We start from the raw sequence: 21,828 nt of genomic DNA on the forward strand, positions 1-21,828 counted from the left end.
CCTTCGGGAGACACCCCATGACGACGCGCGACGAAGCGGCACGCGAAGCCGCCGCACTGAGCGAACAGCTCCACCGACACGCCCACCTCTACTACGTGCTCGACACGCCCGAACTGCCGGACGCCGAGTACGACAAGCTCTTCCAGCGCCTGCAGGCCATCGAGACCGAGTTTCCCGATCTGCGCACACCCGATTCGCCGACGCAGCGCGTGGGCGGCAAGGTGCTCGACGGTTTCGTCAAGGTGCGCCACAAGGTGCCGATGCTGTCGATTCGCACCGAGACCGACATCACGCCCGGCGGCGCGAGCGCTTTCGATGCACGCGTGCGCAAGGAGCTGGGCTTGGCCGAGGACGGGCCGCAGGTCAGCTATGTCTGCGAGCTGAAGTTCGACGGCCTGGCCATGAACCTGCGCTATGAGAACGGCGTGCTCGTGCAGGCTGCCACGCGCGGCGACGGCGAGGTGGGTGAAGACGTCACGCAGAACATCCGCACCGTGCGCGAGATTCCCTTGCGGCTCAACGGCACGGCGCCGCCCGTGGTCGAGGTGCGCGGCGAGGTCTACATGAAGCGCGCCGATTTCGATGCGCTCAACGAGCGTCAGCGCCAGAAGATCGCGGACGGGCAGAAGAACGAGAAGGTGTTCGTCAATCCGCGCAACGCGGCCGCCGGTGCGGTCCGTCAGCTCGATCCGGCGATTGCCGCGGCGCGGCCCCTGAGCTTCTTTGCCTACGGGCTGGGCGAGGTCACGCCGGCGGCCGAAGGCGGGCCCGACTGTCCGACGCAGTTCGACTGGCTGCAGCAATTCCATGTGTGGGGCTTCCCCGTGGCGACGCAGACGGCGCGGGCGACCGGTGCTATCGAACTCATAGCGTTTCACGAAAACATCGGCCGTCAGCGCGATGCCTTGCCTTACGACATCGACGGTGTGGTCTACAAGGTCGACAGCATCGAGCTGCAGCGGCAACTGGGCTTTGTCTCGCGCGAGCCGCGTTGGGCCGTGGCCCACAAGTACCCGGCCCAGGAGCAGCTGACCGAGGTGGTCGGCATCGAGATCCAGGTCGGACGCACAGGCAAGCTCACGCCGGTGGCCAAGCTCGCGCCAGTGTTCGTCGGCGGGGTGACCGTGACCAACGCCACGCTGCACAACGAGGACGAAGCACGCCGCAAGGACGTGCGTGTGGGCGACACGGTGATCGTGCGCCGCGCCGGTGACGTGATTCCCGAAGTGGTCGGCGTGACGCCGGACAGCCTGGCCAAACCCGACGATCAGCGGGGCCCAATATTCACCATGCCGCACAAATGCCCCGTGTGCGACTCCGAAGCCGTGCGCGAGGAGGGCGAGGTCGACTATCGCTGCACTGGCGGCCTGTTCTGCGCTGCGCAGCGCAAAGAAGCCATCCTGCACTTCGCGGCGCGCCGCGCGGTCGATGTCGACGGCCTTGGCGACAAGCTGGTCGAGCAACTGGTCGACGCCAATCTGATCCGCACCTTGCCCGATCTCTACAAGCTGGGCTTCACCACGCTAGCCGGGTTGGAGCGCATGGCCGAGAAGTCGGCGAAGAACCTCGTCGATGCGCTCGAAGCCTCGAAGAAGACCACGCTGCCGCGCTTCCTGTTCGGCCTGGGCATTCGCCACGTGGGCGAGACCACTGCGAAGGACCTAGCCAAGCACTTCGGCAAGCTGGACGCGATCATGGACGCGACCGAAGAGCAACTGCTCGAAGTGAATGACGTCGGCCCGGTGGTGGCGCAAAGCCTGCGCACCTTCTTCGACCAGCCGCACAACCGCGAGGTGGTCGAGCAACTGCGTGCCTGTGGCTTGACCTGGGAAGAGGGCGAGCCCGCCGCCCGGGTCCCGAAGCCTTTGGCGGGCCTGACCTTCGTCATCACCGGCACCCTTCCTACGCTGAGCCGCGACGAAGCGAAGGATAAATTGGAGGCGGCCGGTGCCAAGGTTTCCGGCTCCGTCAGCAAGAAAACCCATTACCTCGTGGCCGGGGAAGAGGCCGGGAGCAAGCTCGACAAGGCACGTGAGAACGGCGTCGAGATCATCGACGAGGCGCGTATGCTGGAGATACTCGCCAACGGTGTCCCGGCAGAAGACGCGGGCGAGTGAGCCGGGAAGGTGACGGCAGACCCTCTTTACCGGCCGTTACGCGACTTCATCGCAGCGCAGTCAACAGGGTCTGGAACCTGGCGTTGAAAGCTAACTGAAGGCCACAAGGAGAGTCCCTCATGCAAAAAATTCGAATTCTCGGTGCCTGTGTCGCACTCGGCGGCGTTGCGCTGCTGAGCGGCTGCGTGGGCGTGCCCGGCGATCCCTACTATGGCGGAGGAGGCTATTCGTCGGGGCCTTACTACAGCGAGCCTTCGCCTGTGGTGGTGGCGCCCGCGCCGGTTTACATCGAAGGTGGCGGCTACTACGAGGGTCGCCGTCCGTACTACTATGACCGCGGGCGTCCCTACTATGGTCGTCCAGGCTATCCCGTGCGGCCCGCCTATCCGGGCGTGCGTCCAACGGCCCCGCCGGCCTGGGGCGGCGGAGGTCGTCCTTCCGCCGTGGTCCCGGCGCGGCCCGGTGGTGTGCCGGGCATCACGCCCACGCAGCCGCAGCAGATGCCGCGGGGGCCTGCGCGGTTGTGGACCTCTCCGGACTCCAAGACGCAAACCCCTCCCTGACCCCATCAGGGGCAAGCGCGCGAGGCTGTCGCGATAATCCCGCCATGGCCATCCGCGAAATCCTCAAGATGGGCGACCCCCGGCTGCTGCGCATCGCGCAGCCGGTCGCCGCCTTCGACACCGACGAGTTGCACCTGCTGGTGCGCGACATGTTCGAGACCATGCATGCGGTCAACGGCGCCGGCCTTGCCGCACCGCAGATCGGCGTAGACCAGCAACTCGTGATCTTCGGCACCGATGTCGTGAACCCCCGTTATCCCGATGCTCCGCCGGTGCCCCGCACCGTGCTGCTCAATCCCGTCATCACGCCGCTGGACGACGAGGAGGAAGAGGGCTGGGAAGGGTGCCTGTCAGTGCCGGGCCTGCGCGGCGTGGTGCCGCGCTTCGCCAACATCCGCTATACCGGGTTCGACCCGTACGGCGACCCGATCGACCGGGTCGCCACTGGCTTTCATGCGCGCGTGGTGCAGCATGAAGTCGATCACCTGCTGGGCAAGCTGTACCCGATGCGGGTGCGCGATTTCTCGCGCTTCGGTTACACCGAGGTCCTGTTCCCAGGCCTCGACGCAGCCGACGACGATTGATCGAACCCGATCAGTTGTATTTGCTGCTGAGCGCGAAGCGGCCACCGCCCATGAAGGCGAGAGCAAGCGCCGCGAACAGGAACATGCCTTGCAGTTCCAGCGCCCAGCCGCCTTGCTTGCCGAGCGAGGTCAGGTCCTTCATGTGGACCAGCGCGAACGCCACCAGCATGTTGATGACCACGATCCACGCGGCGGGACGCGTGTAGAGGCCGATGATCAGCAGCACGGGCGCCACCACCTCGCCGATATAGACCAGATAGGCCAGCGCGCCCGGCAGCCCGTGCTGGGCCAGCATGCCGGAGATGAAGCCGACGCCGCCTTGCAGCTTGGCGATGCCATGCAGCAGGATCAGGACGCCAAGAGAAACGCGCAGGATGAACTTGCCGGTGTCGTCGGATTTGACCATTTGTGTGGATTCCATTGGAGTGGTTGATTGGAGGGCCGTATGGTAGTGAACCTGTGGCGCTTCGAGCCAGCCTTTTGCGGCGCATATGCATCCAACCCGGAGTTCTTTGGCAGAGTCTGGTGTCGGCCCGTACACTGCCTTTTGCCTACTCTTGAGGAGAACACACCAATGAACAATCGATTCCGCCCGGCACTGCTCGCAGCCGCCTCTGTCATCGCCTTGGCCGCGGCCGCACCGGCCTTCGCCGGCAAGACGCTCGACGCGGTCAAGCAGCGCGGCACCGTCAAGTGCGGCGTGACCAATGGCGTGGCGGGCTTTTCCGCACCGGACACGCAGGGCAACTGGTCGGGCCTCGACGTCGACACCTGCCGCGCCATCGCAGCCGCCGTGCTCGGCGACGGCAAGAAGGTCGACTTCGTGCCGCTCAACTCGCAGCAGCGCTTCTCGGCCCTGCAGGCCGGCGAAATCGACATCCTGGCGCGCAACACCACCTGGACGCTCACGCGCGACGCCTCGCTGGGCTTCAACTTCACCACCATCACCTACTACGACGGCCAGGGCTTCCTGGTGCCGAAGAAGCTCAAGGTGACGAGCGCCAAGCAGCTCAAGAACGCGACCATCTGCACGCAGTCGGGCACCACCAACGAGAAGAACGTCTCCGACTACTTCCGTGCCCAGAACATCCTGGTGAAGACAGTCGTCTTCGAGAGCTTCGAAGCCTCGTTCAAGGCCTTCTTCTCAGGTCGCTGCCAGGCCTTCACGACCGACGCCTCTGCGCTGGCCGGCCTGCGCAACAAGGAAGCACCTAACCCCGACGACTACGTCATCCTGCCCGAGCTGATCTCCAAGGAGCCCCTGGCGCCCCTGGTGCGCCGCGGCGACGACGAGTGGTTCGCCATTGCCAAGTGGGTGCCCAATGCGCTCATCGAGGCCGAGGAATTCGGCGTGACGCAGGCCAATGCCGATGAGCTCAAGGCCAGCAGCAAGGACCCGGCGCAGCAGCGCCTGGTCGGCACCGGTGAAGACCTCGGCAAGCTGCTGGGCCTCGACAAGGACTGGTCGTTCCGCGCGATCAAGGCTGTGGGCAACTACGGCGAGATGTTCGAGCGCAACGTTGGACCTAAATCGGTGCTGAAGCTGCCGCGCGGCTCCAACAATCTCTGGAACAAGGGCGGTCTGATCTACGCACCCCCGGTTCGATGAACGGCGGGGCCTCGCGCCGCGGGGTCTGGGTGGCGTGGGCCGTCCAGGCGCTGCTGGTGCTGGCCGTGGTGGCCGGCGCAGTCTGGGTGGTGCACCATGCGCTCGAGGTGCTTCGCGCGCGCGGCGTTCGTTCGGGCTTTGACTTTCTTACCGAGCCCGCGGGCTTTTCCATCAGCGAAGGCTGGCTCGACTTCGATGCCAGCCAGCCGTTCTGGCGCGCCTTTCTCGCGGGGCTGATCAACACGGTGCGCGCAGCCGTGCCGGCGGCCATCTTCTCGGTCGTGCTCGGCACGCTCATCGGCATTGGTCGGCTCGCGCCGCATGTGCTGCTGCGCGGCATCTGCACCGCGTACGTCGAACTGCTGCGCAACGTGCCGCTGCTGGTGCAGCTGCTGATGCTGGCCTTTGCCATGGCCAACCTGCTGCCCGACCCGACCGAGCCGGTGCGGCTGCTGCCGGGCGTGTGGCTCAGCAAGGGTGGCCTCAGCGTGCCGTGGCCCATGGTGGGCGAGGGCGGTCTGCACTTCGAGTTTCCTGAGCGCGGTGATTTCGGTGTGAGCGGCGGCGCTGCGCTGAGCCCGGAGTACGTGACCATCGTCGCCGGCCTGAGCTTCTATTCGGCGGCCTTTGTGGCGGAAATCGTGCGTGCGGGCATCCTGTCGGTATCGCAGGGGCAGGTACTCGCGGGGCAGGCGCTGGGGCTGTCGCCGGTGCAGCAACTGCGTATCGTCGTGCTGCCGCAGGCGCTGCGGGTGATCGTGCCTTCGCTCACCAACCAGCTGCTGAGCCTCACCAAGAATTCGTCGCTGGCGGTGGCCGTGGGCTATCCGGAACTGGTGTCGGTGGCCAACACCACCATCGGCTCGAACGGCCGCGCCTTCGAGTGCATCGCGATCATCATGGCGGTCTACCTGCTGCTGTCGCTGCTGATCTCTTTTGGCATGAATCGCTATAACGCGCGCGTCGCGTTGCGAGGCTGGCGATGAGGAACGTCGCGCAAGGGCCCATCGCATGGCGCAGCGAACTCTGGGGCTCGCCGCTGCGCTCGCTTGCCACGGTGCTGCTGCTGGTGCTGCTGGCATGGGGCGGCTTCCATGCCGTCGAATGGGGCGTCGTGCACGCGGTATTCCGGGCCGACGCCGAGGCCTGCCGTGCTGTTCAACATGGCGCTTGCTGGGGCGTGGTAGCCGAGAAATGGCGGCCGATGCTGTTCGGACGTTTTCCGTATGAAGAGCAGTGGCGGCCTGCGATCGCGGTGGTCGTGCTGTCTGCCGTCACGATGCTCAGCGCCTGGCCGCGCAGCTGGCGCTGGTGGCTGGTGCCGCTGTGGGCCGTCGCATTGCTGCTGTTCGTGCTGTTGATGCGCGGCGGCGTGCTCGGCCTGGAACATGTGCCGACGAGCCGCTGGGGCGGCCTGCCGCTGACCATCGGGCTCGCGGTCGTGGGGCTGGCGCTGGCCTTTCCGCTGGCCTTGCTGCTGGCGCTGGGCCGCCGCTCGGGCTGGCCCGTGGTGCGCACGCTGAGCGCGAGCTACATCGAGCTGGTGCGCGGTGTGCCGCTGATCTCGGTGCTGTTCATGGCTTCGTTCCTGTTGCCGCTGCTGTGGCCGGCCGGATGGCAGCCCGACGTGCTGGTGCGGGTGCTCGCGGGCCTTGTGCTGTTCGTGGCCGCCTATCTGGCCGAGATCATCCGCGGCGGCCTGCAGGCCGTGCCGCGCGAGCAGACCGAGGTGGCCATGGCGCTGGGCTTCGGCCGCTGGCCGGTGCAGCGCGACATCGTGCTGCCGCAGGCGCTGCGCCTCGTCGTGCCCGCGCTCACCAACAGCGTGGTCGGCACGTTGAAAGACACCTCGCTCGTCACCGTGGTCGGCCTGTTCGAGCTGACCGGCGCGCTGGGGCTGGCGCTCGGCGGCGATCCGACGTGGCGGCCGTTCTACCTCGAGGGCTATCTCTTCATCGCGGCCGTGTACTGGGTGCTGTGCTTCGGGCTCTCGCGCTACAGCGTGTGGCTCGAAAAACGGCTGTCGGCCGCGCCCTGAGCCGGGCGGCGCCGGGCTCCTGTACACTCCTGGCCTTCATGTCGAGCCACAACTCCCACCCCGCATCCAACGCAGCCCTGATGGCTTGCATGATGCCGCCTGCCTCCGCGCAGGCGATGGTTGTTGCTCGAATGATTACCACCATTACCACCGCGGTCACCTGACACGCGCAGGTGGCCGTTCCGGCAGCCACCTGGTGTATCGCTCTCTCCCCGAACGAATGAACCCAGCTCTGGCAGCTGGGTTTTGTTTTTCGTCTGGAGATGTCCATGTACCGCGATCCCGTTGAATCCCTCGAGCCCCTGCACAGCCGCCCCGCGGCCATTCGTACCCTGCGCGTGGGGATGATTGGCATCGGCACCGTGGGCTCCGGCACCTTCCGCGTGCTGGCGCGCAACCGGGCCGACATCGCGGCGCGGGCCGGCCGTTCGATCGAGCTCGTGATCGTCGCCGCGCGCAACCTGGCGCGGGCTGCCGGCATCGTGGGAGAGGGCGTTCCGCTCACGGCCGACGCGATGCACGTAGCCACGCACCCCGATGTCGACGTGGTCGTGGAAGTGGCCGGCGGCACGGGCCCCGCGCGCGACTGGGTGCTGGCCGCCATTGCGCACGGCAAGCATGTGGTCACGGCCAACAAGGCCCTGCTGGCCGTGCATGGCACCGAGATCTTCGCGGCCGCGCGGGAGAAAGGCGTGGTCGTGGCCTATGAAGGGGCTGTTGCCGTGAGCATCCCCATCATCAAGGCGCTGCGCGAAGGCCTTGCGGCCAATCGCATCGAATGGGTGGCGGGCATCATCAACGGCACCACCAACTTCATCCTGAGCAAGATGCGCGACGAAGGCCTCGACTTCGCCGCCGCGCTTGCGCAGGCCCAGGCGCTGGGCTACGCGGAAGCCGACCCGACCTTCGACATCGAAGGCATCGACGCCGCCCACAAACTGACGCTGCTCGCCGCCAACGCCTTCGGCATGCCGCTGCGCTTTGTCGACGCGCAAGTGGAGGGCATCACCGCCCTGCAAGGGCTGGACGTGGCCTGCGCCGAGCAACTCGGCTACCGCATCAAGCTGTTGGGCGTGGCACGCCGGCAGGCGTCGGGCGTTGAGCTTCGCGTGCAACCCGCGCTCGTGCCCGCGGACCACCTGATGGCGCATGTGAAGGGATCGATGAACGCCGTGATGGTCAAGAGCGACGCGGCCGGCCTGACGATGTACTACGGCGCAGGCGCAGGCTCGGAGCAGACGGCTTCAGCCGTGATCGCTGACCTCGTGGACGTGGCGCGGCTCGACGGCGTCGACGCCGCGCAGCATGTACCACACCTGGGCGTTCATGCGCATGCGACGAATGCCTTGGCAGTACTGCCGCGCGCGGCCGTCGATACCTCGCACTACCTGCGCGTGCCGGTGCACGCGGTCTGCCAGATCCAGGCGGTCACGGCCTGTCTCGCTGCGCAGAAGGTGCCTGTGCGGCAGGTCGCGCTGGCGGCCGAGTGCGCCAGCGCGGGACCACAGGTGCTGGTGCTGACCGGGCCTGTGGTGCAGGGCACGCTCGATCTCGCCGTGCATGCGCTTCAGGCGCGCACCGAAGTGGCCGGCCTGGTGGCAACGCTGCGCGTGGAAGCGTTGGAAGGCTGATCAGGCCGCCCGGATCTGCAACCCCAGCGCGACCGCATCGCGCTGCGGCGCCCGGGTGGCCAGGCTCACCACCACGACCACGGCCGCGTTGATCGCCATTGCGATCAGCCCCGCCTCCCACTGCGGCACCGCCGTTGCCCAGAACTTTGCCGCGAACGGCGCCAGCAGCGCGACGAAGCCCGCGACCAGGCCGGCCAGCACGCCGATTGCGCTCGTGCGCTTCCAGAGGAACCCGAGGAACACGCCCGGCGCGAGCATGCCGATGGCCGAATAGGCATCGAGCAAGATCTTCACCAGCGAACCCTTCTGGCTGATCGACAGCCACACCGCAATCGCCGCGAACACCACCAGCGAGCCGCGCGAGAGGGCCAATGACCCGCGCTCGCCCAGCCCCGGGCGGAATGGCCGCACTACGTTGCGCGTGAAGATCGAGCCCGCCGTCAGCAGCAGCAGCGAACCCGGCGCCAGCGCCAGCAAAAAGCCCGTGCCAGCCAGCAGCCCGACCGTCCAGGCCGGGTAGCGGTCCGACACGAACTGCAGCAGCGCCGCGTTCAGGTTGCCGCCGGGCGGCTGCGTGTTCGCCAGAAGCGCCGCGAAGCCGAGCAGGATGATGAAAAAGTAGGCCAGCGAATACAGCGGCTGCCAGATCGCGTTGCGCCGGATCGCGGTGGCGCTGTGCGCCGTGTACGACATCTGGAACAGGTGCGGAAAGACCCAGTTGCCGAGCGCGATGTTGATGGCCGAGGTCATGAGCCAGATCGCCGTGGTCGGCGAGGTGGCGTCCAGCCCCGGAAACTTGCCGATGCCCGGGTGCTTGGCTTCCGCCATCGAGAACAGGTCCATCAGCGAGGCCGCGCCAACCTTGCTGGCCACCGTCACGCTCAGCAGCACTACGACGACGACCATCAGGATGTCTTTCACGCCGGCCGCGAAGGCGGCGGAGCGCACACCGGCCGCGAACACGAAGGCGATCATCAGCACGCCCGCGCCGATGGTCGCGGCTTCGCTCGAGATGCTGTTGCCCAGCGTGAGCTGCACGATCAGCCCGAGGCTGACGAGCTGGATCTGCACATACACGACCAGCGACGCGATGCCCACCACGCCCGTCAGCACGCCGAGCCAGGGCGCGTCGTAGCGCGCGGCGAAGAAGTCCGATTGCGTGAGCAGCCCGCGCAACCGGCCCGCACGCCAGATCTTCGGCATCAGCCAGTAGCCGACCGCATAGCTCATCGAGACGGAGCAGAACGCGAGGTACGCGGGCGCTCCCAGCGCCCAGGCGTAGCCCGAGATGCCGAGCACGGCGAAGGTCGTGTAGACCTCGCCCGCATTCATGAACCAGAACACGAGCGTGCCGAGGCTGCGGCCGCCGACGGCCCAGTCGGCAAAGCTCTTGCCGTGGCGCGTGCGGCGGCCGTAGGCCATGGCGCCTGCCACGGTGGCGAGCAGGATGGCGAGGACGATTGCGAGTTTCATGCCGCGCCGCCCTTGTCGTTCTTGCCAGCGTCTTCGGCCTTCAGACTCTTGTCGAGGAAGTCAGCCTCTTCGGCCTCGACGCCGGCCCGGGCGTCGAGGCCGAAGACGATTGCGATCACCACGCTCGTGAGCACGATGCCCGCCATCTGCCAGAACATGGGAAAGGGCATGCCGAAGGGCCTGGCCGCGATGTCGTTCACCGCCGGCGCGAGGCAGGCCTGCCAGACGAAGGGAAAGACCAGCAACCATCGATGCCCGAGGCGGGGCGGCTCGCTGCTGCGCGCGGGAGGGGTGTCGACCATCTCTCTGCTCCTGTAAAGTGATACTGCACAAAAACTGGCTGGAGTGTGCAATCGGATTGTCAAAAAGCGCAAGCTGGATTTCAGCTATTACTCGAAGAAATGCCAATGCACGAATGTGATTCGAATGCACCATTGACGTGCAGCCATACAGCACATACCATCGCCACCCAATGAAGCCACACTGCACAGACAACGGAGCGCCCGGATGATCGGCGAGCGATTGAAAGAGCTGCGGACCGTGCGCGGCTTGTCCTTGCGCGAGCTCGCAGCCCAGGCCGGTGTGTCGGCCACGCTGCTCAGCCAGATCGAGCGCTCGGTCACCGACCCGAGCCTCGAAACCATGCGCCGCCTGGCCGGCGTGTTCGGCGAATCGGTCTCGTCGCTGTTCTCCGAGCCCGCGCCTCCGTCGGTGTGGATCAGCCGTCCGGGCGAACGCTCGCTGCTCACGGCTCCCAAGGGGCAGGTCGGCTACGAGCGCCTCACTGCCGGCAACGGCCAGCTCGAAGTGCTGCGCGCTGTGCTGCAGCCGGGCCAGGTGTCGGCAGACGAGCCGCGCGGCCATGCATCGACGGAGTGCGTGTATGTGGTCGCAGGCGCGCTGGTGGCGCAGATCGCTGGCGTCGACTACCCGGTGCTGGCGGGCGAGAGCATCTCGTTCGACTCGCGCCTGCCGCATCGCTACCTGAACCAGTCGCAGGCCCCGACCGAAATCATCCTGTCGGTGACGCCGCCCAACCCCTGAACACGCGAGGCCCACGATGACCCCCGACACCAGTTTCACGCTCCACGACCTGCGCGTCGAGGTCGTCGCACCGGAAGGCGCCCGCATCTACTGCGGCGCCAAGGTGGGCGACTATTTCGAGCTGCGCGGCGAGATGCTGCATCTGCCCGAGGGGCAGGGCTTTTCGATCTATTCGCTGGGCGCCTTGCTGCCGCTGCTGGCCGCCAAGCAGCGGCCCACCGACGCGAACGACTGGATGAGCACCGACGCCGAGGTGGCCTGCCCCGATCCGAATTGCCCCTCGCGCTTTCGCATCACCCGCATGGGGCTGCGCACTTTTCGCCACGCCGACACCACGGCGGTTGTCCATCCATCGAACGAGTCTTCATGAATCCCTTGCAGCATTCGCACCATCGCATCGAGCTTGCGCCCGGCTATGAAATTTCCCGCCTGCTGAAGGGCGGATGGCAACTGGCGGGCGGCCACGGCGACGTGGATCACGCAGGTGCCATCGCCGACATGGCGGCTTACTACGACGCCGGCATCACCACATTCGATTGCGCCGACATCTACACCGGCGTGGAAGAAATGATCGGTGAGTTCCGCACCGACTACCTGCAGCGCCATGGCCGCGACAGCCTTTCGCAGCTGCGCGTGCACACCAAGTTCGTGCCCGACCTCGCCATCCTGTCGGCCATCGACAAGCGCCAGGTCGAGCAGATCATCGATCGCTCGCTCAAGCGCCTGCGCATGGAGCGGCTCGACCTCGTGCAGTTCCACTGGTGGGACTACGGCGTGCCGCGCTACCTCGAGGTTGCGCACTGGCTCCTGGAGCTGCAGCGCGCCGGCAAGATCGACCGCGTGGGCGGCACCAATTTCGACACGGCGCATGTGCGCGAACTGGCCGACGCCGGTGTGCCGATGTTCAGCATGCAGGTGCAGTACTCGCTGCTCGACCAGCGGCCCTTGCCGCTGATGACGCCGTACTGCGAGCAATCAGGCATGAAGCTGCTGTGCTACGGCAGCGTGGCCGGCGGCTTCCTCTCGGAGCGCTGGCTCGGCGTGAGCGATCCGGGTGAATCGTTCGAGAACCGCTCACTCGTCAAGTACAAGCTCATCATCGACGACTTCGGCGGCTGGGACCTGTTCCAGCAGTTGCTGGCGCAGCTGAAGCAGATCGCGCTGCGGTATGGCGTGTCGATTTCGACCGTGGCGATGCGCTGGGTGCTGCAGCAGCCGTCCGTCGCGGCCGTGATCGTCGGCGTGCGGCGCGGCGACCACCTGGCGGATCACCTGAAGGTGCTCGATCTGCAGCTCGACGCGGCCGACCTCGCGTCGCTCGATACGGTGCTCTCGCAGCGCAACGCGCCGAGCGGCGACGTCTACGCTGTCGAGCGCGACCTCGAAGGCCGCCATGGCCGGATCATGAAGTACGACCTGAACGACAAACCGCACTGAGTTCGGCATAGCCGGTGAGCGGGTCGTGCGTGCGCGCGAACTGCCAGTCGGGCAGCACGGCGATGAGAATTTCCGCCGTGGTGCGCACCGTGCACCCGGGCGCTGCATGGCCGCCGAAGACCCGTCCCTCGGCATCCGACAGGCTGATGTGCAGGTGCGAGCCGTCCGGCGAGAGGCTGCCCGCGAGCGTGAGGATTTCCAGGTCGCCTTCGATGCGCGCCGCGCTCTCTGCGCCCGCAAACCGGATGCTCGCCCCGCTCAGGCTGCCGATGCCCGAGACCACGAAGGCCGCCTCGCCGCCACCTTGCTTCAGCGCGGCATCGAGCGAGGCGCGCAGGTCGTCGCCCGGGTTCAGCCGCAGCACCAGCGTCTGCATGCGCTCAGGCACCCGAGAGCGCCCCGTCCACCACCTGCTGCGCCTCTTCGAGGATGCGCGCGAGGTGTTCCTTGCCCTTGAAGCTCTCGCCGTAAATCTTGTAGATGTTCTCCGTGCCCGAGGGCCGTGCGGCGAACCAGCCGTTGTCGGTCACGACCTTCACGCCGCCGATGGCCGCGCCGTTGCCCGGCGCATGGCTCAGCACATTGAAGATCTTGTCGCCCGCCAGCTCGGTCGAGCGAATCTGCTCCGGCGACAGGCTGGACAGCCGCTTCTTCTGCTCGACGGTGGCCGCCGCATCCACGCGATCGGACACCGGCTTGCCCAGCGCCTGTGTCAGCTCGGCATAACGCTCGCCCGGGTCGCGCCCGGTGCGTGCGGCGATCTCGGCAGAGAGCAGGGCGGGCACCAGGCCGTCCTTGTCGGTGGTCCACACCGAGCCGTCCTTGCGCAGGAAGGTCGCGCCCGCGCTTTCCTCGCCGCCGAAGGCCAGCGACGCATCGACCAGCCCATCGACGAACCACTTGAAGCCCACCGGCACCTCGTACAGCCTGCGCCCGAGCCGTGCGGTGACGCGGTCGATCATCTGGCTGCTCACCACCGTCTTGCCGACGGCCGCCTGCGCCGGCCATTGCGGGCGGTGCGTGTAGAGGTAGTCGATCATCACCGCGAGGTAGCTGTTGGGTTGCATCAGCCCTGTGCTGCCCGAGACGATGCCGTGGCGGTCGTGGTCGGTGTCGCAGGCGAAGGCGATGCCGAAGCGGTCCTTCAGTTCGATCAGCTTGTGCATGGCGTCGGGCGACGACGGGTCCATGCGGATGCGGCCGTCCCAGTCGAGCGACATGAAGCGGAAGGTCGGGTCGACCTCCTGGCTCAGCACGTTCAGGCGCGTGAGCTTGTAGCGCTCGGCAATCGCGGGCCAGTAGCGCACGCCCGCGCCGCCCAGCGGGTCGACGCCTAGATCGAGCTTCACGTCGCGGATCGCGTCCATGTCGAGCACCTGCGCCAGGTCTTCGACGTAGGTGTTCAGGTAGTCGTGCCGGTGCGTGGTCGATGCGCGCAGCGCCTGCGCGAGCGGCATGCGCTTCACGCCTTCGAGGTTGTTCGCCAGCATCTTGTTGGCCGCCGCCTCGACGGCCGAGGTGATGTCGGTGCCGGCCGGTCCGCCGTTCGGCGGGTTGTACTTGAAGCCACCGCTCTCGGGCGGGTTGTGCGAGGGCGTGATGACGATGCCGTCGGCCAGCCCGCTTGCGCGACCACGGTTGTAGACCAGGATGGCGTGCGACACGGCCGGCGTCGGCGTGTATTCGTCGTCCTTCGAGATCATCAGCTCGACGCCGTTGGCCGCGAGCACTTCCACCGCGCTGCTGAAGGCCGGCGTCGACAGCGCATGCGTGTCGATACCAAGGAAGAGCGGGCCGTCGATGCCTTTCTGCTTGCGGTAGTCGCAGATGGCCTGGCTGATCGCCAGCACGTGCCATTCGTTGAATGCATCGTCGAAGGAAGAGCCGCGGTGCCCCGAGGTGCCGAAGGCCACGCGCTGGCTCGGCACCGACGGATCGGGCCGCCCTGTGTAGTAGGCCGAGATCAGGCGCGGCACGTTGACCAGCAGTTCGAGAGGGGCGGGCTTTCCCGCGAGAGGGTTGGTTGCTTGGCTCATGTCGATGGAAAGTCAAAGTTGATCAGGTCGCCGATGCGTTCGATGGTGATGTCGGCGGGGGCGTAGGCGGCAATGGCCAGCTTGTCGAGTGCATAGTGCCCTTGCCGCACGAAGACCGTCGTCAGACGAGGCCCCCAGATGGCCTTCATGGCCGAAAGAATGCGCAGCTTGTCGTCGACCATCACGTAGTGCCGCGCGGGGTGGCACTGCTCGATGGTGTCGAGCATCTGTTCCTTATGCACGTAGATGAGCACGCGTCCTTCGGTGGCGTCCCACAGGCCCGAGCGCTGCACCTTGCGCGGCTGGAACACCACGTCGCCGTCAGACAGGATCACCGTGGGTCCGTGGCGGCGCAGGTGCTTCAGGGCTTCCAGCGCGCCGGGGTAGAGCCGGTCGGCAAAGGGGTAGTCGATGAGAAAGCTCGACATCAGCAGCAGCCGCGAATCGCTCATGCCCCGGCGGCTTTCCTCGGCGCGGTAGCGCTGCAGGGCGCCAAGATAGTCGACGTAGCCGAGCTCGCTGCGCAATTGCTCGAAAGCCACCCAGTAGCGGCTGGCGCTCTCGGCGCCGAAGGCCTGTTCGAGATGGGCGCGAAGGTCGGCAATGACCCGGTCGTTGTCGAGCAGGGTGTTGTCGACGTCGATCAGGAAAACGGTGGCAGGAGGAGGTGTCATGGGTGTGCGGCCAAAGTGCCTGAACTGGGGCCCGAACTGCGCGTGTCGCGGCCAGCATACGCCCTGAATGCGACGCCAGACAGCCGTCGCGTGAATTGGTTGCCGCTTTGCGGACCATCGACTTAATCGGTGCCACGGGACTGCCCCCGGAGTCGAATAAGCTTCCGTCCAGTTTGAAGAAGGAGCAAGACAGATGCGCATCACAAACGGTCGACTCCGGGCCGGCTTGCCGGCTGTGGCCCTGGGCCTCTTGCTGGCTGGCTGCCAGACACCCCCGGCCGACCGGCCCCTGACATCGGAAGTGCCCGAACCCCCGAGCTTCGTCACGCCGCCGGAAACCTGCCAGGCCACGGCCGTGCGTTTCGGCTTGGGGTTGCGCATCAGCCAGCAGCTGCTGGAAGAAATGCGCCAGCGCGCCGGTGCACGCGTGGCACGCACCGTGCTGGCCACCGAAGTTGCCGACCCAGCGCAAGACATGATGCGGCTCAACGTGCAGGTCGAGCCAACCGGGCGCGTGGTGGGTGCGTATTGCGGCTAGCCAATGTATGCATGAGTGTTGTTCGTACACCGCGCCTGTAACAAAATCTCACTGCAAAACGTGGAACGGCCCGAATTGGGAGAACAATAGCCCGCGACTTTCGGAGCCCCAGTCTTTTGTCGAACCAGCAATCCACAGTCTCCTTACCGTCGTACTACGACGGGTCGGCACGCCTTCCGCCGGACGAGGTGCTGCGCCCGTTGATGGCCGACTGGGCCCGCGCCGGCAAGCGCCTGGCTGCCGTCTGCTACATCGACGTCGACCGCTTTGCCGAGCTGAACGACCACCTTGGCATGGTCGCGGGCAATGCGGCCCTTGAAGAGGTGGCCCGCCGCATCAAGGCCCAGTTGCCACGCGAGAGCGTGATGGCCCGCGTGGGGGGCGACGAGTTCGCAGCCCTGTTCGCCGGCATCGGAACCTCGCAGTGCACCCAGGTGCTCGAGCGCATTCAGGCCTCGCTCGGCGAGCCCTGGAGCTGGCGCGAGCAGACAGCCAGCATCGACGCGAGCATCGGCGCCATGATGCTCGACAGCAACGGCCCACCACCCGAGATCGCGCTGCGCCAGGCACAGCATGCGGCCTTCTTCGCCAAGCGCGCGGCCGACGGCAAGGTTCATTACTTCGACGCACCCCAGGCGCGCGCCGACGAGCAGGTGGTGCGCGAGCGTCAGCGCATCCAGGAAGGCCTGCTGCAGGGCGAGTTTTTCCTGGTCTACCAGCCCAAGGTCGACATGCAGCGCGGCGTTGTGGTCGGCGTCGAGGCGCTGATTCGCTGGCAGCACCCCGAGCGCGGCCTGCTGCCACCGGCCCAGTTCGTGCCGCTGATCGAAGACGACCAGTTGGTCGAGCAGGTGGGCGACTGGGCCATTGCCACGGCCTTGTGGCAGGCGCACCAATGGCGCCTGGCGGGCCTGCAGATTTCGGTGAGCGTGAACGTGGCGCCGCGCCACATGATGCGCTGGGACTTCGTCGAACGGCTAGCGCGGCACTTGGCGCAGTTTCCGAAGATGGGCGAGGGCATGCTCGAGCTCGAAATCCTCGAGACCACGGCAATCAGCCAGTTCGCGAACGTCGCGCTGTTCGTCGAGGCCTGCAAGATGCTGGGCGTGGGCGTCACCATCGACGACTTCGGCACTGGCTACTCGTCGCTCACCTACCTGCGTCAGTTGCCGGTGTCGACCGTGAAGATCGACCAGTCCTTCGTGCGCGGCATGCTCGACAACGACCAGGACCGCGCCATCGTGCAGGGCATCGTCGCGCTGCTCCACGCGCTCGGGCTCACGGCCGTGGCCGAGGGGGTGGAAACGGTGAAGCAGGGCGAAGCGCTGCTTGCGCTGGGCTGCACGCTGGGCCAGGGCTACGGCATCGCGATGCCGATGGCGGCCAAAGACGTCGTGCAATGGGTGGCGAAGTACGAGCAGGCTCCCCTGTGGGGCGCCGATACGGCGGCACTGCCCGCCGCCTCGTCCGTTTAGTCGCGTTCAGTCAGACAGGGCTTCCCCGGCGTCGCGGACCATGCCGCGGCGGCTGTGCTTGACGGCGTACATGGCGGCATCCGCCTGCCGCAGGGCTTCCTCGGCGGAGGTGGTGCGCGGGTCGACCGCCACCACGCCGACGCTGGCCCCTGCGTAGTCGATCGTCATGCGCTTCAGCCGCAGCTCGCCGATGGTGTTTTCTGCAAGGCGGTCGGCCAGTGCCCGCGCCCCGGTGCGCGGCGATTCGCCCAGCGCAGGCCCCAGGCCGATCACCACGAACTCGTCGGAGCCGAAGCGCGCCAGCATGTCGCTTGCGCGCACCGAGTTCGAGAGCTGCTTTGCCATGGCCGCGAGGAACTCGTCGCCGATGGCGTGGCCGTGCGCGTCGTTGATTTTCTTGAAGTCGTCCAGGTCGACGAAACCGACCAGCACGCTCTGGCCGCTGCGCGCGCCTTGCGCCAGCATGCGCTGAAGCGCGTCGACGAGCACGCGGCGGTTGGGCAGCCCGGTGAGGGCATCGATCGCGGCATGCGTGGCGAGTTCGGCATTGGCCGTTCTGAGCTGTTCCACCAGCAGCTCGCGCTCCACCTGCTGCCCGATCAGCCGCGCGAACAGTCGCAGCACCGGCTCCGCCTGGGGCGGCAAGGGCATTTGCTGCGCGCTGGCGGCGCACAGGGCGCCGAAGAGCTCGCCGCTGTCGGTTTTCACCGGGGCACTCACGCAGGTCTGGATGCCGAGCTCGTGGGCGGCATCGGCGTCGCCCCAGCAGCCGCCGGCGTCGTCGGTGTAGATGCGGTCTTCTTCGAGGGCGTGCCGGCAGAGCGTGTTGGCCCAGGGCACGAATGCTCCCTCGGGAATGGTCAGCAGCTCGCCGGTGTTGTGGGCGAAGAGGATGTGCTGGCGGCTCTCGTCCGGGTCGACGCTCACGAGGTAGGCCGACTCCAGCCCTGTGGCCGCCTCGAGCATTTCGAGCATCGGGCGGGCGAGGTCTTCCAGCGTCTTGGCGGAGGAGACGCAGTCGGATAGCTGTTCGATCAGGGATTCCATGGCCGACATTCTGAGGGGATAGGTTGTTTTCAGGAGGCCAGGGCTTCCATGAGTTCGGTCTCGATGGCCAGTTGCGTCTTCTGGCCTTGCAGTTCGGGGCCGCTGATCAGGAAGGTGTCTTCCACCCGCTCGCCCAGCGTCGTGACCTTGGCGAGCTGCAGGTTCAGGTGATGGCGCGCCAGCACCCGGGCCACCGAATACAGCAGGCCGGCGCGGTCGCTGGCCGAGATGTTGAGCAGCCAGCGCTGCGCCTTGTCGTCGGGCAGCAGGCTGATGCGCGGCTTGATCGGAAAGCTGCGCACCCGGCGCGACACCCGGCCCATGCTGGGCGGGGGCAGGGCGCCGGCTTCGGTGAGTGTTTGCGCCAGGCCCGACTCGACCATGCTGATCAGGTCGCGGTAGTGGTCCGGCAGGAAGGTGGTCACCACCTGGAAGGTGTCGAGCGCGTAGCCGTTGCTCGTGGTGTGCACCTTGGCATCCAGGATGCTGAAGGACGACTGGTCGAAGTAGCCGCAGATGCGCGCGAACAGGTCGGGCTGGTCTGGCGTGTAGACCACCACCTGCAGGCCTTCGCCCACCGGCGACAGGTGCGCGCGCACGATGGGCGGCGCCTTCGGGTCGATCGGCACGTTGGGCGGCGGCACGAAGCGCGAGAGCTGCTTGGCGTGCCAGGCGATCTCGGTGGCGTCGTGGCGCATGAAGTAGCCCACGTCGAGCGTGTCCCACAGGGCCTTGTGTGCCTCGAAGCGCTGGGCATGCAGGGCCAGTTGCACCAGCGCTTCGCGCTTGCGCGATTCGACCTCGGCGTCCGGGTCGGGCATGCGGCCGCCCAGCGCGCGCAGGGTGTAGCGGTACAGGTCTTCGAGCAGCTTGCCCTTCCAGGCATTCCACACGCGCGGCGAGGTGCCGCGGATGTCTGCGATGGTCAGCAGGTAGAGCGCGGTCAGGTAGCGCTCGTTGCCCACGCGCTTGGCGAATGCGCCGATCACCTCGGGATCGCTCAGGTCTTGCTTCTGCGCGACCTGGCTCATCACCAGGTGCTCGGCCACCAGGAATTCGATGAGCTTGGCGTCTTCGCGGGCAACGCCGTGCTGCTTGCAGAAGCGTTGCACGTCGCGCGCGCCCAGTGTGGAGTGGTCGCCGCCGCGGCCCTTGGCAATGTCGTGGAAGAGGGCGGCCACGTACAGGATCCAGGGCTTGTCCCAGCCGGCCGCGAGCTGCGAGCAGAACGGGTACTCGTGCGCATGCTCGGCAATGAAGAAGCGCCGCACGTTGCGCAGCACCATCAGGATGTGCTGGTCCACCGTGTACACGTGGAACAGGTCGTGCTGCATCTGCCCCACGATGCTGCGGAACACCCGCAGGTAGCGCCCCAGCACCGAGGTCTGGTTCATCAGCCTGAAGGCATGCGTGATGCCGTAGGGCTGCAGCAGGATCCGCATGAAGGTCTCGTGGTTGACCGGGTCGTTGCGGAACTTGCTGTCCATGACGTGGCGCGCGTTGTAGAGCGCGCGCAGCGTGCGTGCCGACAGGCCCTTCACGCCGATGGTCTTCTGGTACAGCAGGAAGGTTTCGAGCACCGCGTGCGGCTCGCGCTCGTAGAGGTCGTCGCTCGCAATCTCGATCAGCCCGGCGCGCTCGTAGAAGCGCTCGTTGACGGGCGTGTGCTGCTCGTCGCTCGGCTGCAGGCGCTCGGAAATGTTGAGCAGCAGGATCTGGTTGAGCTGCGACACCGCCTTGGCCGCCCAGTAGTAGCGGCGCATCAGCGCTTCGCTCGACTTGCGTTGTGATTCGCTCTCGTAGCCGAAGCTGGCTGCCACGGCGGTCTGCAGGTCGAACACCAGGCGGTCTTCGCGGCGGTTGGCAATCACGTGAAGCCGCGCGCGAATGAGCGAGAGCAGAGCCTCGTTGCGCTTGATCTGCTGCGCCTCGAAGGAGGTGGCCAGGCCGTTCTTGGCGAGGTCGTCCCAGCGGCTGCCGTAGCCGGCGGCCTTGGTCATCCAGAGGATGGTCTGCAGATCTCGCAGGCCGCCCGGCGATTCCTTGCAGTTGGGCTCCAGCGCGTAGGGCGTGTTGTCGTACTTCTGGTGGCGGTGCCGCATTTCCTGCGACTTGGCCACGAAGAAGGCCTGCGGGTCGATGGCACGGGTGAAGCGGCGGCGAAAGGCCGTGAAGAGCTTCTTGTCGCCTGCGATCAGCCGCGCTTCGAGCAGCGAGGTCTGGACGGTGACGTCTTTCTCGGCCTCGGCCAGGCATTCATCGACAGTGCGCACGCTGGAGCCGATTTCGAGGCCCGCGTCCCAGCAATGGCCGATGAAAGCCTCGATGCGGGCCGGGTCGACTTCGCTTTCGTGGCCTTCGGGCGGCAACAGCAGCAGCACGTCGACGTCGGAATACGGAAACAGCTCGCCGCGCCCGAAACCACCCACCGCAGCCAGCGAGAACGAGTCACCGAAGCCGGCGTCACGCCACAGCGTGCAGAGCGTTTCGTCGGCCAGTGCCGAGAGCTGGCGCAGCACCGTGTGCACGCTGCGGGTGGGGGCGCGCGCGAAGCGCAGGGTGTCGAACAGGGCGAGCTTTTTCGCGCGATAGGCTTCGCGCAGCGTCGCCACGTCGATGTTGGCTGCTTCGATCACGGCGGGGAGACGCGTTGCCGCGTCAGGTCTTGGTCGAGGTGACGAAGGAGGGCAGCGGCGGGCTGCCTGCGGAGAGCGTCAGCACCTCGTAGCCGGTCTCGGTGACGAGCACCGTGTGCTCCCACTGGGCCGACAGCGAATGGTCGCGCGTGACGATGGTCCAGCCGTCGTACTGACCGCCCTTGAAGTCTTCCTTCACGTCGCGCTTGCCGGCGTTGATCATCGGTTCGATGGTGAAGATCATGCCGGGCTTGAGTTCTTCCATGGTCCCCGGGCGGCCGTAGTGCAGCACCTGGGGTTCTTCGTGGAAGCGTTGGCCCACGCCGTGGCCGCAGAACTCGCGCACCACCGAGAAGCCCTGGCCCTCGGCGAACTTCTGGATCGCGTGGCCCACGTCGCCCAGGTGCGCGCCGGGGCGCACCTGCAGGATGCCGTGCCACATGGCTTCGAAGGTGATGCTGCACAGGCGCTTGGCGGCAATGGAGGTGTCGCCTATCACGTACATGCGGCTGTTGTCGCCGAACCAGCCGTCCTTGATGACGGTCACGTCGACGTTCATGATGTCGCCCTTCTTCAGGGGCTTGTCATTGGGAATGCCGTGGCACACCACGTGGTTCACCGAGGTGCAGAGCGACTTCGGGTACGGGACGCTGCTTGCGCCCATGTAGCCCACCGTGGCCGATGTGGTGCCCTGCTTGACCATGTACTCGGCGGCGAGCCGGTCGACATCGTTGGTCGTGATGCCGGGCTTGATGAGGGGCGTGAGGTAGTCCAGCACCTCGGAAGCCAGGCGGCAGGCGACCCGCATGGCTTCGATGCCCGCAGCGTCTTTGTAGTTAATGCTCATCCCCGAATTATCCCATTCGGCAAGCTAAAATTCGCGGCTAACGCGGATGGCCCCAGTCAGCGGCCATCTGCCTCGATTC

General features: G+C 66.6%; 21 protein-coding genes. 12 read left to right on the forward strand and 9 right to left on the reverse strand.

What is annotated here, in order from left to right; all coding sequences use genetic code 11:
* Positions 1–17 precede the first annotated feature (17 nt).
* The 3 genes from ligA to def all read left to right on the forward strand — a co-directional run bounded on the left by ligA (position 18) and on the right by def (position 3,264).
* Complete coding sequence (gene ligA, locus ACSFBF_RS02495) at positions 18–2,117, forward strand: NAD-dependent DNA ligase LigA (protein ID WP_435464761.1); 2,100 nt, start codon at positions 18–20, stop codon at positions 2,115–2,117.
* A gap of 119 nt (positions 2,118–2,236) precedes the next feature.
* Positions 2,237–2,680, forward strand: coding sequence for a hypothetical protein (locus ACSFBF_RS02500; RefSeq protein WP_435464762.1), 444 nt, complete (start codon positions 2,237–2,239; stop codon positions 2,678–2,680).
* Positions 2,681–2,724: 44 nt separating this feature from the next.
* Positions 2,725–3,264, forward strand: a complete 540-nt coding sequence (gene def, locus ACSFBF_RS02505; RefSeq protein WP_056590568.1) for a peptide deformylase — start codon at positions 2,725–2,727, stop codon at positions 3,262–3,264.
* Positions 3,265–3,274: 10 nt separating this feature from the next.
* On the opposite strand, the gene ACSFBF_RS02510 is transcribed toward def, so the two are convergent.
* A complete protein-coding gene (locus tag ACSFBF_RS02510; protein WP_093073981.1) occupies positions 3,275–3,670 on the reverse strand; it encodes a DoxX family protein in 396 nt (131 codons plus the stop codon).
* Between the two features lie 168 nt (positions 3,671–3,838).
* Between ACSFBF_RS02510 and ACSFBF_RS02515 the strand changes: the two genes are divergently transcribed.
* From ACSFBF_RS02515 to ACSFBF_RS02530, 4 genes are all read left to right on the forward strand, one after another.
* On the forward strand, positions 3,839–4,873 hold the full coding sequence (locus ACSFBF_RS02515) for an amino acid ABC transporter substrate-binding protein (protein ID WP_435464763.1): 1,035 nt from the start codon (positions 3,839–3,841) through the stop codon (positions 4,871–4,873).
* Positions 4,870–5,859, forward strand: a complete 990-nt coding sequence (locus ACSFBF_RS02520) for an amino acid ABC transporter permease (RefSeq protein WP_435464764.1) — start codon at positions 4,870–4,872, stop codon at positions 5,857–5,859. The genes ACSFBF_RS02515 and ACSFBF_RS02520 overlap by 4 nt, the downstream gene beginning before the upstream one ends.
* The gene (locus ACSFBF_RS02525) at positions 5,856–6,911 is read left to right on the forward strand and encodes an amino acid ABC transporter permease (RefSeq protein ID WP_435464765.1); all 1,056 of its coding nucleotides are present in this window, start codon (positions 5,856–5,858) and stop codon (positions 6,909–6,911) included. The genes ACSFBF_RS02520 and ACSFBF_RS02525 overlap by 4 nt, the downstream gene beginning before the upstream one ends.
* Before the next feature lie 269 nt (positions 6,912–7,180).
* Positions 7,181–8,542: a homoserine dehydrogenase gene (locus ACSFBF_RS02530; RefSeq protein ID WP_435464766.1), complete on the forward strand. Its 1,362-nt coding sequence runs from the start codon at positions 7,181–7,183 to the stop codon at positions 8,540–8,542.
* Here ACSFBF_RS02530 and ACSFBF_RS02535 read toward each other — a convergent pair whose 3' ends face one another.
* Both ACSFBF_RS02535 and ACSFBF_RS02540 read right to left on the reverse strand, forming a co-directional pair.
* Positions 8,543–10,015, reverse strand: coding sequence for a sodium:solute symporter family protein (locus tag ACSFBF_RS02535; RefSeq protein WP_435464767.1), 1,473 nt, complete (start codon positions 10,013–10,015; stop codon positions 8,543–8,545).
* The gene (locus tag ACSFBF_RS02540) at positions 10,012–10,317 is read right to left on the reverse strand and encodes a DUF3311 domain-containing protein (RefSeq protein WP_435464768.1); all 306 of its coding nucleotides are present in this window, start codon (positions 10,315–10,317) and stop codon (positions 10,012–10,014) included. Before ACSFBF_RS02540 ends, ACSFBF_RS02535 begins: the two co-directional genes overlap by 4 nt.
* 205 nt (positions 10,318–10,522) lie before the next feature.
* Between ACSFBF_RS02540 and ACSFBF_RS02545 the strand changes: the two genes are divergently transcribed.
* Genes ACSFBF_RS02545 through ACSFBF_RS02555 form a run of 3 tightly spaced genes read left to right on the forward strand, consistent with a single transcriptional unit; the run spans position 10,523 to position 12,496 of the window.
* On the forward strand, positions 10,523–11,059 hold the full coding sequence (locus ACSFBF_RS02545) for a cupin domain-containing protein (RefSeq protein WP_093056923.1): 537 nt from the start codon (positions 10,523–10,525) through the stop codon (positions 11,057–11,059).
* Positions 11,060–11,075: 16 nt separating this feature from the next.
* Positions 11,076–11,429, forward strand: coding sequence for a TIGR04076 family protein (locus ACSFBF_RS02550; RefSeq protein ID WP_435464769.1), 354 nt, complete (start codon positions 11,076–11,078; stop codon positions 11,427–11,429).
* A complete protein-coding gene (locus ACSFBF_RS02555) occupies positions 11,426–12,496 on the forward strand; it encodes an aldo/keto reductase (RefSeq protein WP_435464770.1) in 1,071 nt (356 codons plus the stop codon). The genes ACSFBF_RS02550 and ACSFBF_RS02555 overlap by 4 nt, the downstream gene beginning before the upstream one ends.
* Here the strand turns inward: ACSFBF_RS02555 and ACSFBF_RS02560 are convergent.
* The 3 genes from ACSFBF_RS02560 to ACSFBF_RS02570 are packed head-to-tail and all read right to left on the reverse strand — an operon-like array spanning position 12,462 to position 15,206.
* Complete coding sequence (locus tag ACSFBF_RS02560; RefSeq protein ID WP_435465888.1) at positions 12,462–12,872, reverse strand: PPC domain-containing DNA-binding protein; 411 nt, start codon at positions 12,870–12,872, stop codon at positions 12,462–12,464. The genes ACSFBF_RS02555 and ACSFBF_RS02560 overlap by 35 nt on opposite strands.
* Before the next feature lie 4 nt (positions 12,873–12,876).
* Positions 12,877–14,532, reverse strand: coding sequence for a phosphoglucomutase (alpha-D-glucose-1,6-bisphosphate-dependent) (pgm, locus tag ACSFBF_RS02565; protein ID WP_435464771.1), 1,656 nt, complete (start codon positions 14,530–14,532; stop codon positions 12,877–12,879).
* On the reverse strand, positions 14,529–15,206 hold the full coding sequence (locus tag ACSFBF_RS02570; RefSeq protein ID WP_435464772.1) for an HAD family hydrolase: 678 nt from the start codon (positions 15,204–15,206) through the stop codon (positions 14,529–14,531). The genes pgm and ACSFBF_RS02570 overlap by 4 nt, the downstream gene beginning before the upstream one ends.
* Positions 15,207–15,399: 193 nt before the next feature.
* On the opposite strand from ACSFBF_RS02570, the gene ACSFBF_RS02575 reads away from it, so the two are divergent.
* Positions 15,400–15,744 carry a hypothetical protein gene (locus tag ACSFBF_RS02575; RefSeq protein WP_435464773.1) on the forward strand — a complete coding sequence of 115 codons (345 nt, stop codon included), beginning with the start codon at positions 15,400–15,402 and terminating at the stop codon, positions 15,742–15,744.
* 116 nt (positions 15,745–15,860) lie between these two features.
* A complete protein-coding gene (locus tag ACSFBF_RS02580) occupies positions 15,861–17,219 on the forward strand; it encodes a putative bifunctional diguanylate cyclase/phosphodiesterase (RefSeq protein WP_435464774.1) in 1,359 nt (452 codons plus the stop codon).
* Positions 17,220–17,225: 6 nt separating this feature from the next.
* On the opposite strand, the gene ACSFBF_RS02585 is transcribed toward ACSFBF_RS02580, so the two are convergent.
* From ACSFBF_RS02585 to map, 3 genes are read right to left on the reverse strand one after another with little or no spacing between them, the layout of a single operon-like run.
* On the reverse strand, positions 17,226–18,266 hold the full coding sequence (locus ACSFBF_RS02585; protein WP_435464775.1) for a sensor domain-containing diguanylate cyclase: 1,041 nt from the start codon (positions 18,264–18,266) through the stop codon (positions 17,226–17,228).
* Between the two features lie 29 nt (positions 18,267–18,295).
* Entirely contained in the window at positions 18,296–20,902 is a 2,607-nt protein-coding gene (locus tag ACSFBF_RS02590) for a [protein-PII] uridylyltransferase (protein WP_435464776.1), read from the reverse strand.
* Positions 20,903–20,924: 22 nt separating this feature from the next.
* Positions 20,925–21,749, reverse strand: a complete 825-nt coding sequence (gene map, locus ACSFBF_RS02595) for a type I methionyl aminopeptidase (RefSeq protein WP_435464777.1) — start codon at positions 21,747–21,749, stop codon at positions 20,925–20,927.
* Between the last annotated feature and the right edge of the window lie 79 nt (positions 21,750–21,828).

The sequence above is a fragment of the Variovorax nivicola genome (genome assembly GCF_051216475.1).
Taxonomy (GTDB): Bacteria; Pseudomonadota; Gammaproteobacteria; order Burkholderiales; family Burkholderiaceae_C; genus Variovorax.

Coding starts and splice junctions, on each gene's coding strand:
- def (WP_056590568.1), top strand. CDS start 2,725: ATGGCCATCCGCGAAATCCTCAAGATGGGCGACCCCCGGCTGCTGCGC.
- ACSFBF_RS02530 (WP_435464766.1), top strand. CDS start 7,181: ATGTACCGCGATCCCGTTGAATCCCTCGAGCCCCTGCACAGCCGCCCC.
- ACSFBF_RS02575 (WP_435464773.1), top strand. CDS start 15,400: ATGCGCATCACAAACGGTCGACTCCGGGCCGGCTTGCCGGCTGTGGCC.
- ACSFBF_RS02535 (WP_435464767.1), bottom strand. CDS start 10,015: ATGAAACTCGCAATCGTCCTCGCCATCCTGCTCGCCACCGTGGCAGGC.
- ACSFBF_RS02550 (WP_435464769.1), top strand. CDS start 11,076: ATGACCCCCGACACCAGTTTCACGCTCCACGACCTGCGCGTCGAGGTC.
- ACSFBF_RS02545 (WP_093056923.1), top strand. CDS start 10,523: ATGATCGGCGAGCGATTGAAAGAGCTGCGGACCGTGCGCGGCTTGTCC.
- ACSFBF_RS02500 (WP_435464762.1), top strand. CDS start 2,237: ATGCAAAAAATTCGAATTCTCGGTGCCTGTGTCGCACTCGGCGGCGTT.
- ACSFBF_RS02525 (WP_435464765.1), top strand. CDS start 5,856: ATGAGGAACGTCGCGCAAGGGCCCATCGCATGGCGCAGCGAACTCTGG.
- ACSFBF_RS02510 (WP_093073981.1), bottom strand. CDS start 3,670: ATGGTCAAATCCGACGACACCGGCAAGTTCATCCTGCGCGTTTCTCTT.
- ACSFBF_RS02570 (WP_435464772.1), bottom strand. CDS start 15,206: ATGACACCTCCTCCTGCCACCGTTTTCCTGATCGACGTCGACAACACC.
- ACSFBF_RS02560 (WP_435465888.1), bottom strand. CDS start 12,872: ATGCAGACGCTGGTGCTGCGGCTGAACCCGGGCGACGACCTGCGCGCC.
- ligA (WP_435464761.1), top strand. CDS start 18: ATGACGACGCGCGACGAAGCGGCACGCGAAGCCGCCGCACTGAGCGAA.
- map (WP_435464777.1), bottom strand. CDS start 21,749: ATGAGCATTAACTACAAAGACGCTGCGGGCATCGAAGCCATGCGGGTC.
- ACSFBF_RS02515 (WP_435464763.1), top strand. CDS start 3,839: ATGAACAATCGATTCCGCCCGGCACTGCTCGCAGCCGCCTCTGTCATC.
- ACSFBF_RS02520 (WP_435464764.1), top strand. CDS start 4,870: ATGAACGGCGGGGCCTCGCGCCGCGGGGTCTGGGTGGCGTGGGCCGTC.
- ACSFBF_RS02540 (WP_435464768.1), bottom strand. CDS start 10,317: ATGGTCGACACCCCTCCCGCGCGCAGCAGCGAGCCGCCCCGCCTCGGG.
- ACSFBF_RS02585 (WP_435464775.1), bottom strand. CDS start 18,266: ATGGAATCCCTGATCGAACAGCTATCCGACTGCGTCTCCTCCGCCAAG.
- ACSFBF_RS02555 (WP_435464770.1), top strand. CDS start 11,426: ATGAATCCCTTGCAGCATTCGCACCATCGCATCGAGCTTGCGCCCGGC.
- pgm (WP_435464771.1), bottom strand. CDS start 14,532: ATGAGCCAAGCAACCAACCCTCTCGCGGGAAAGCCCGCCCCTCTCGAA.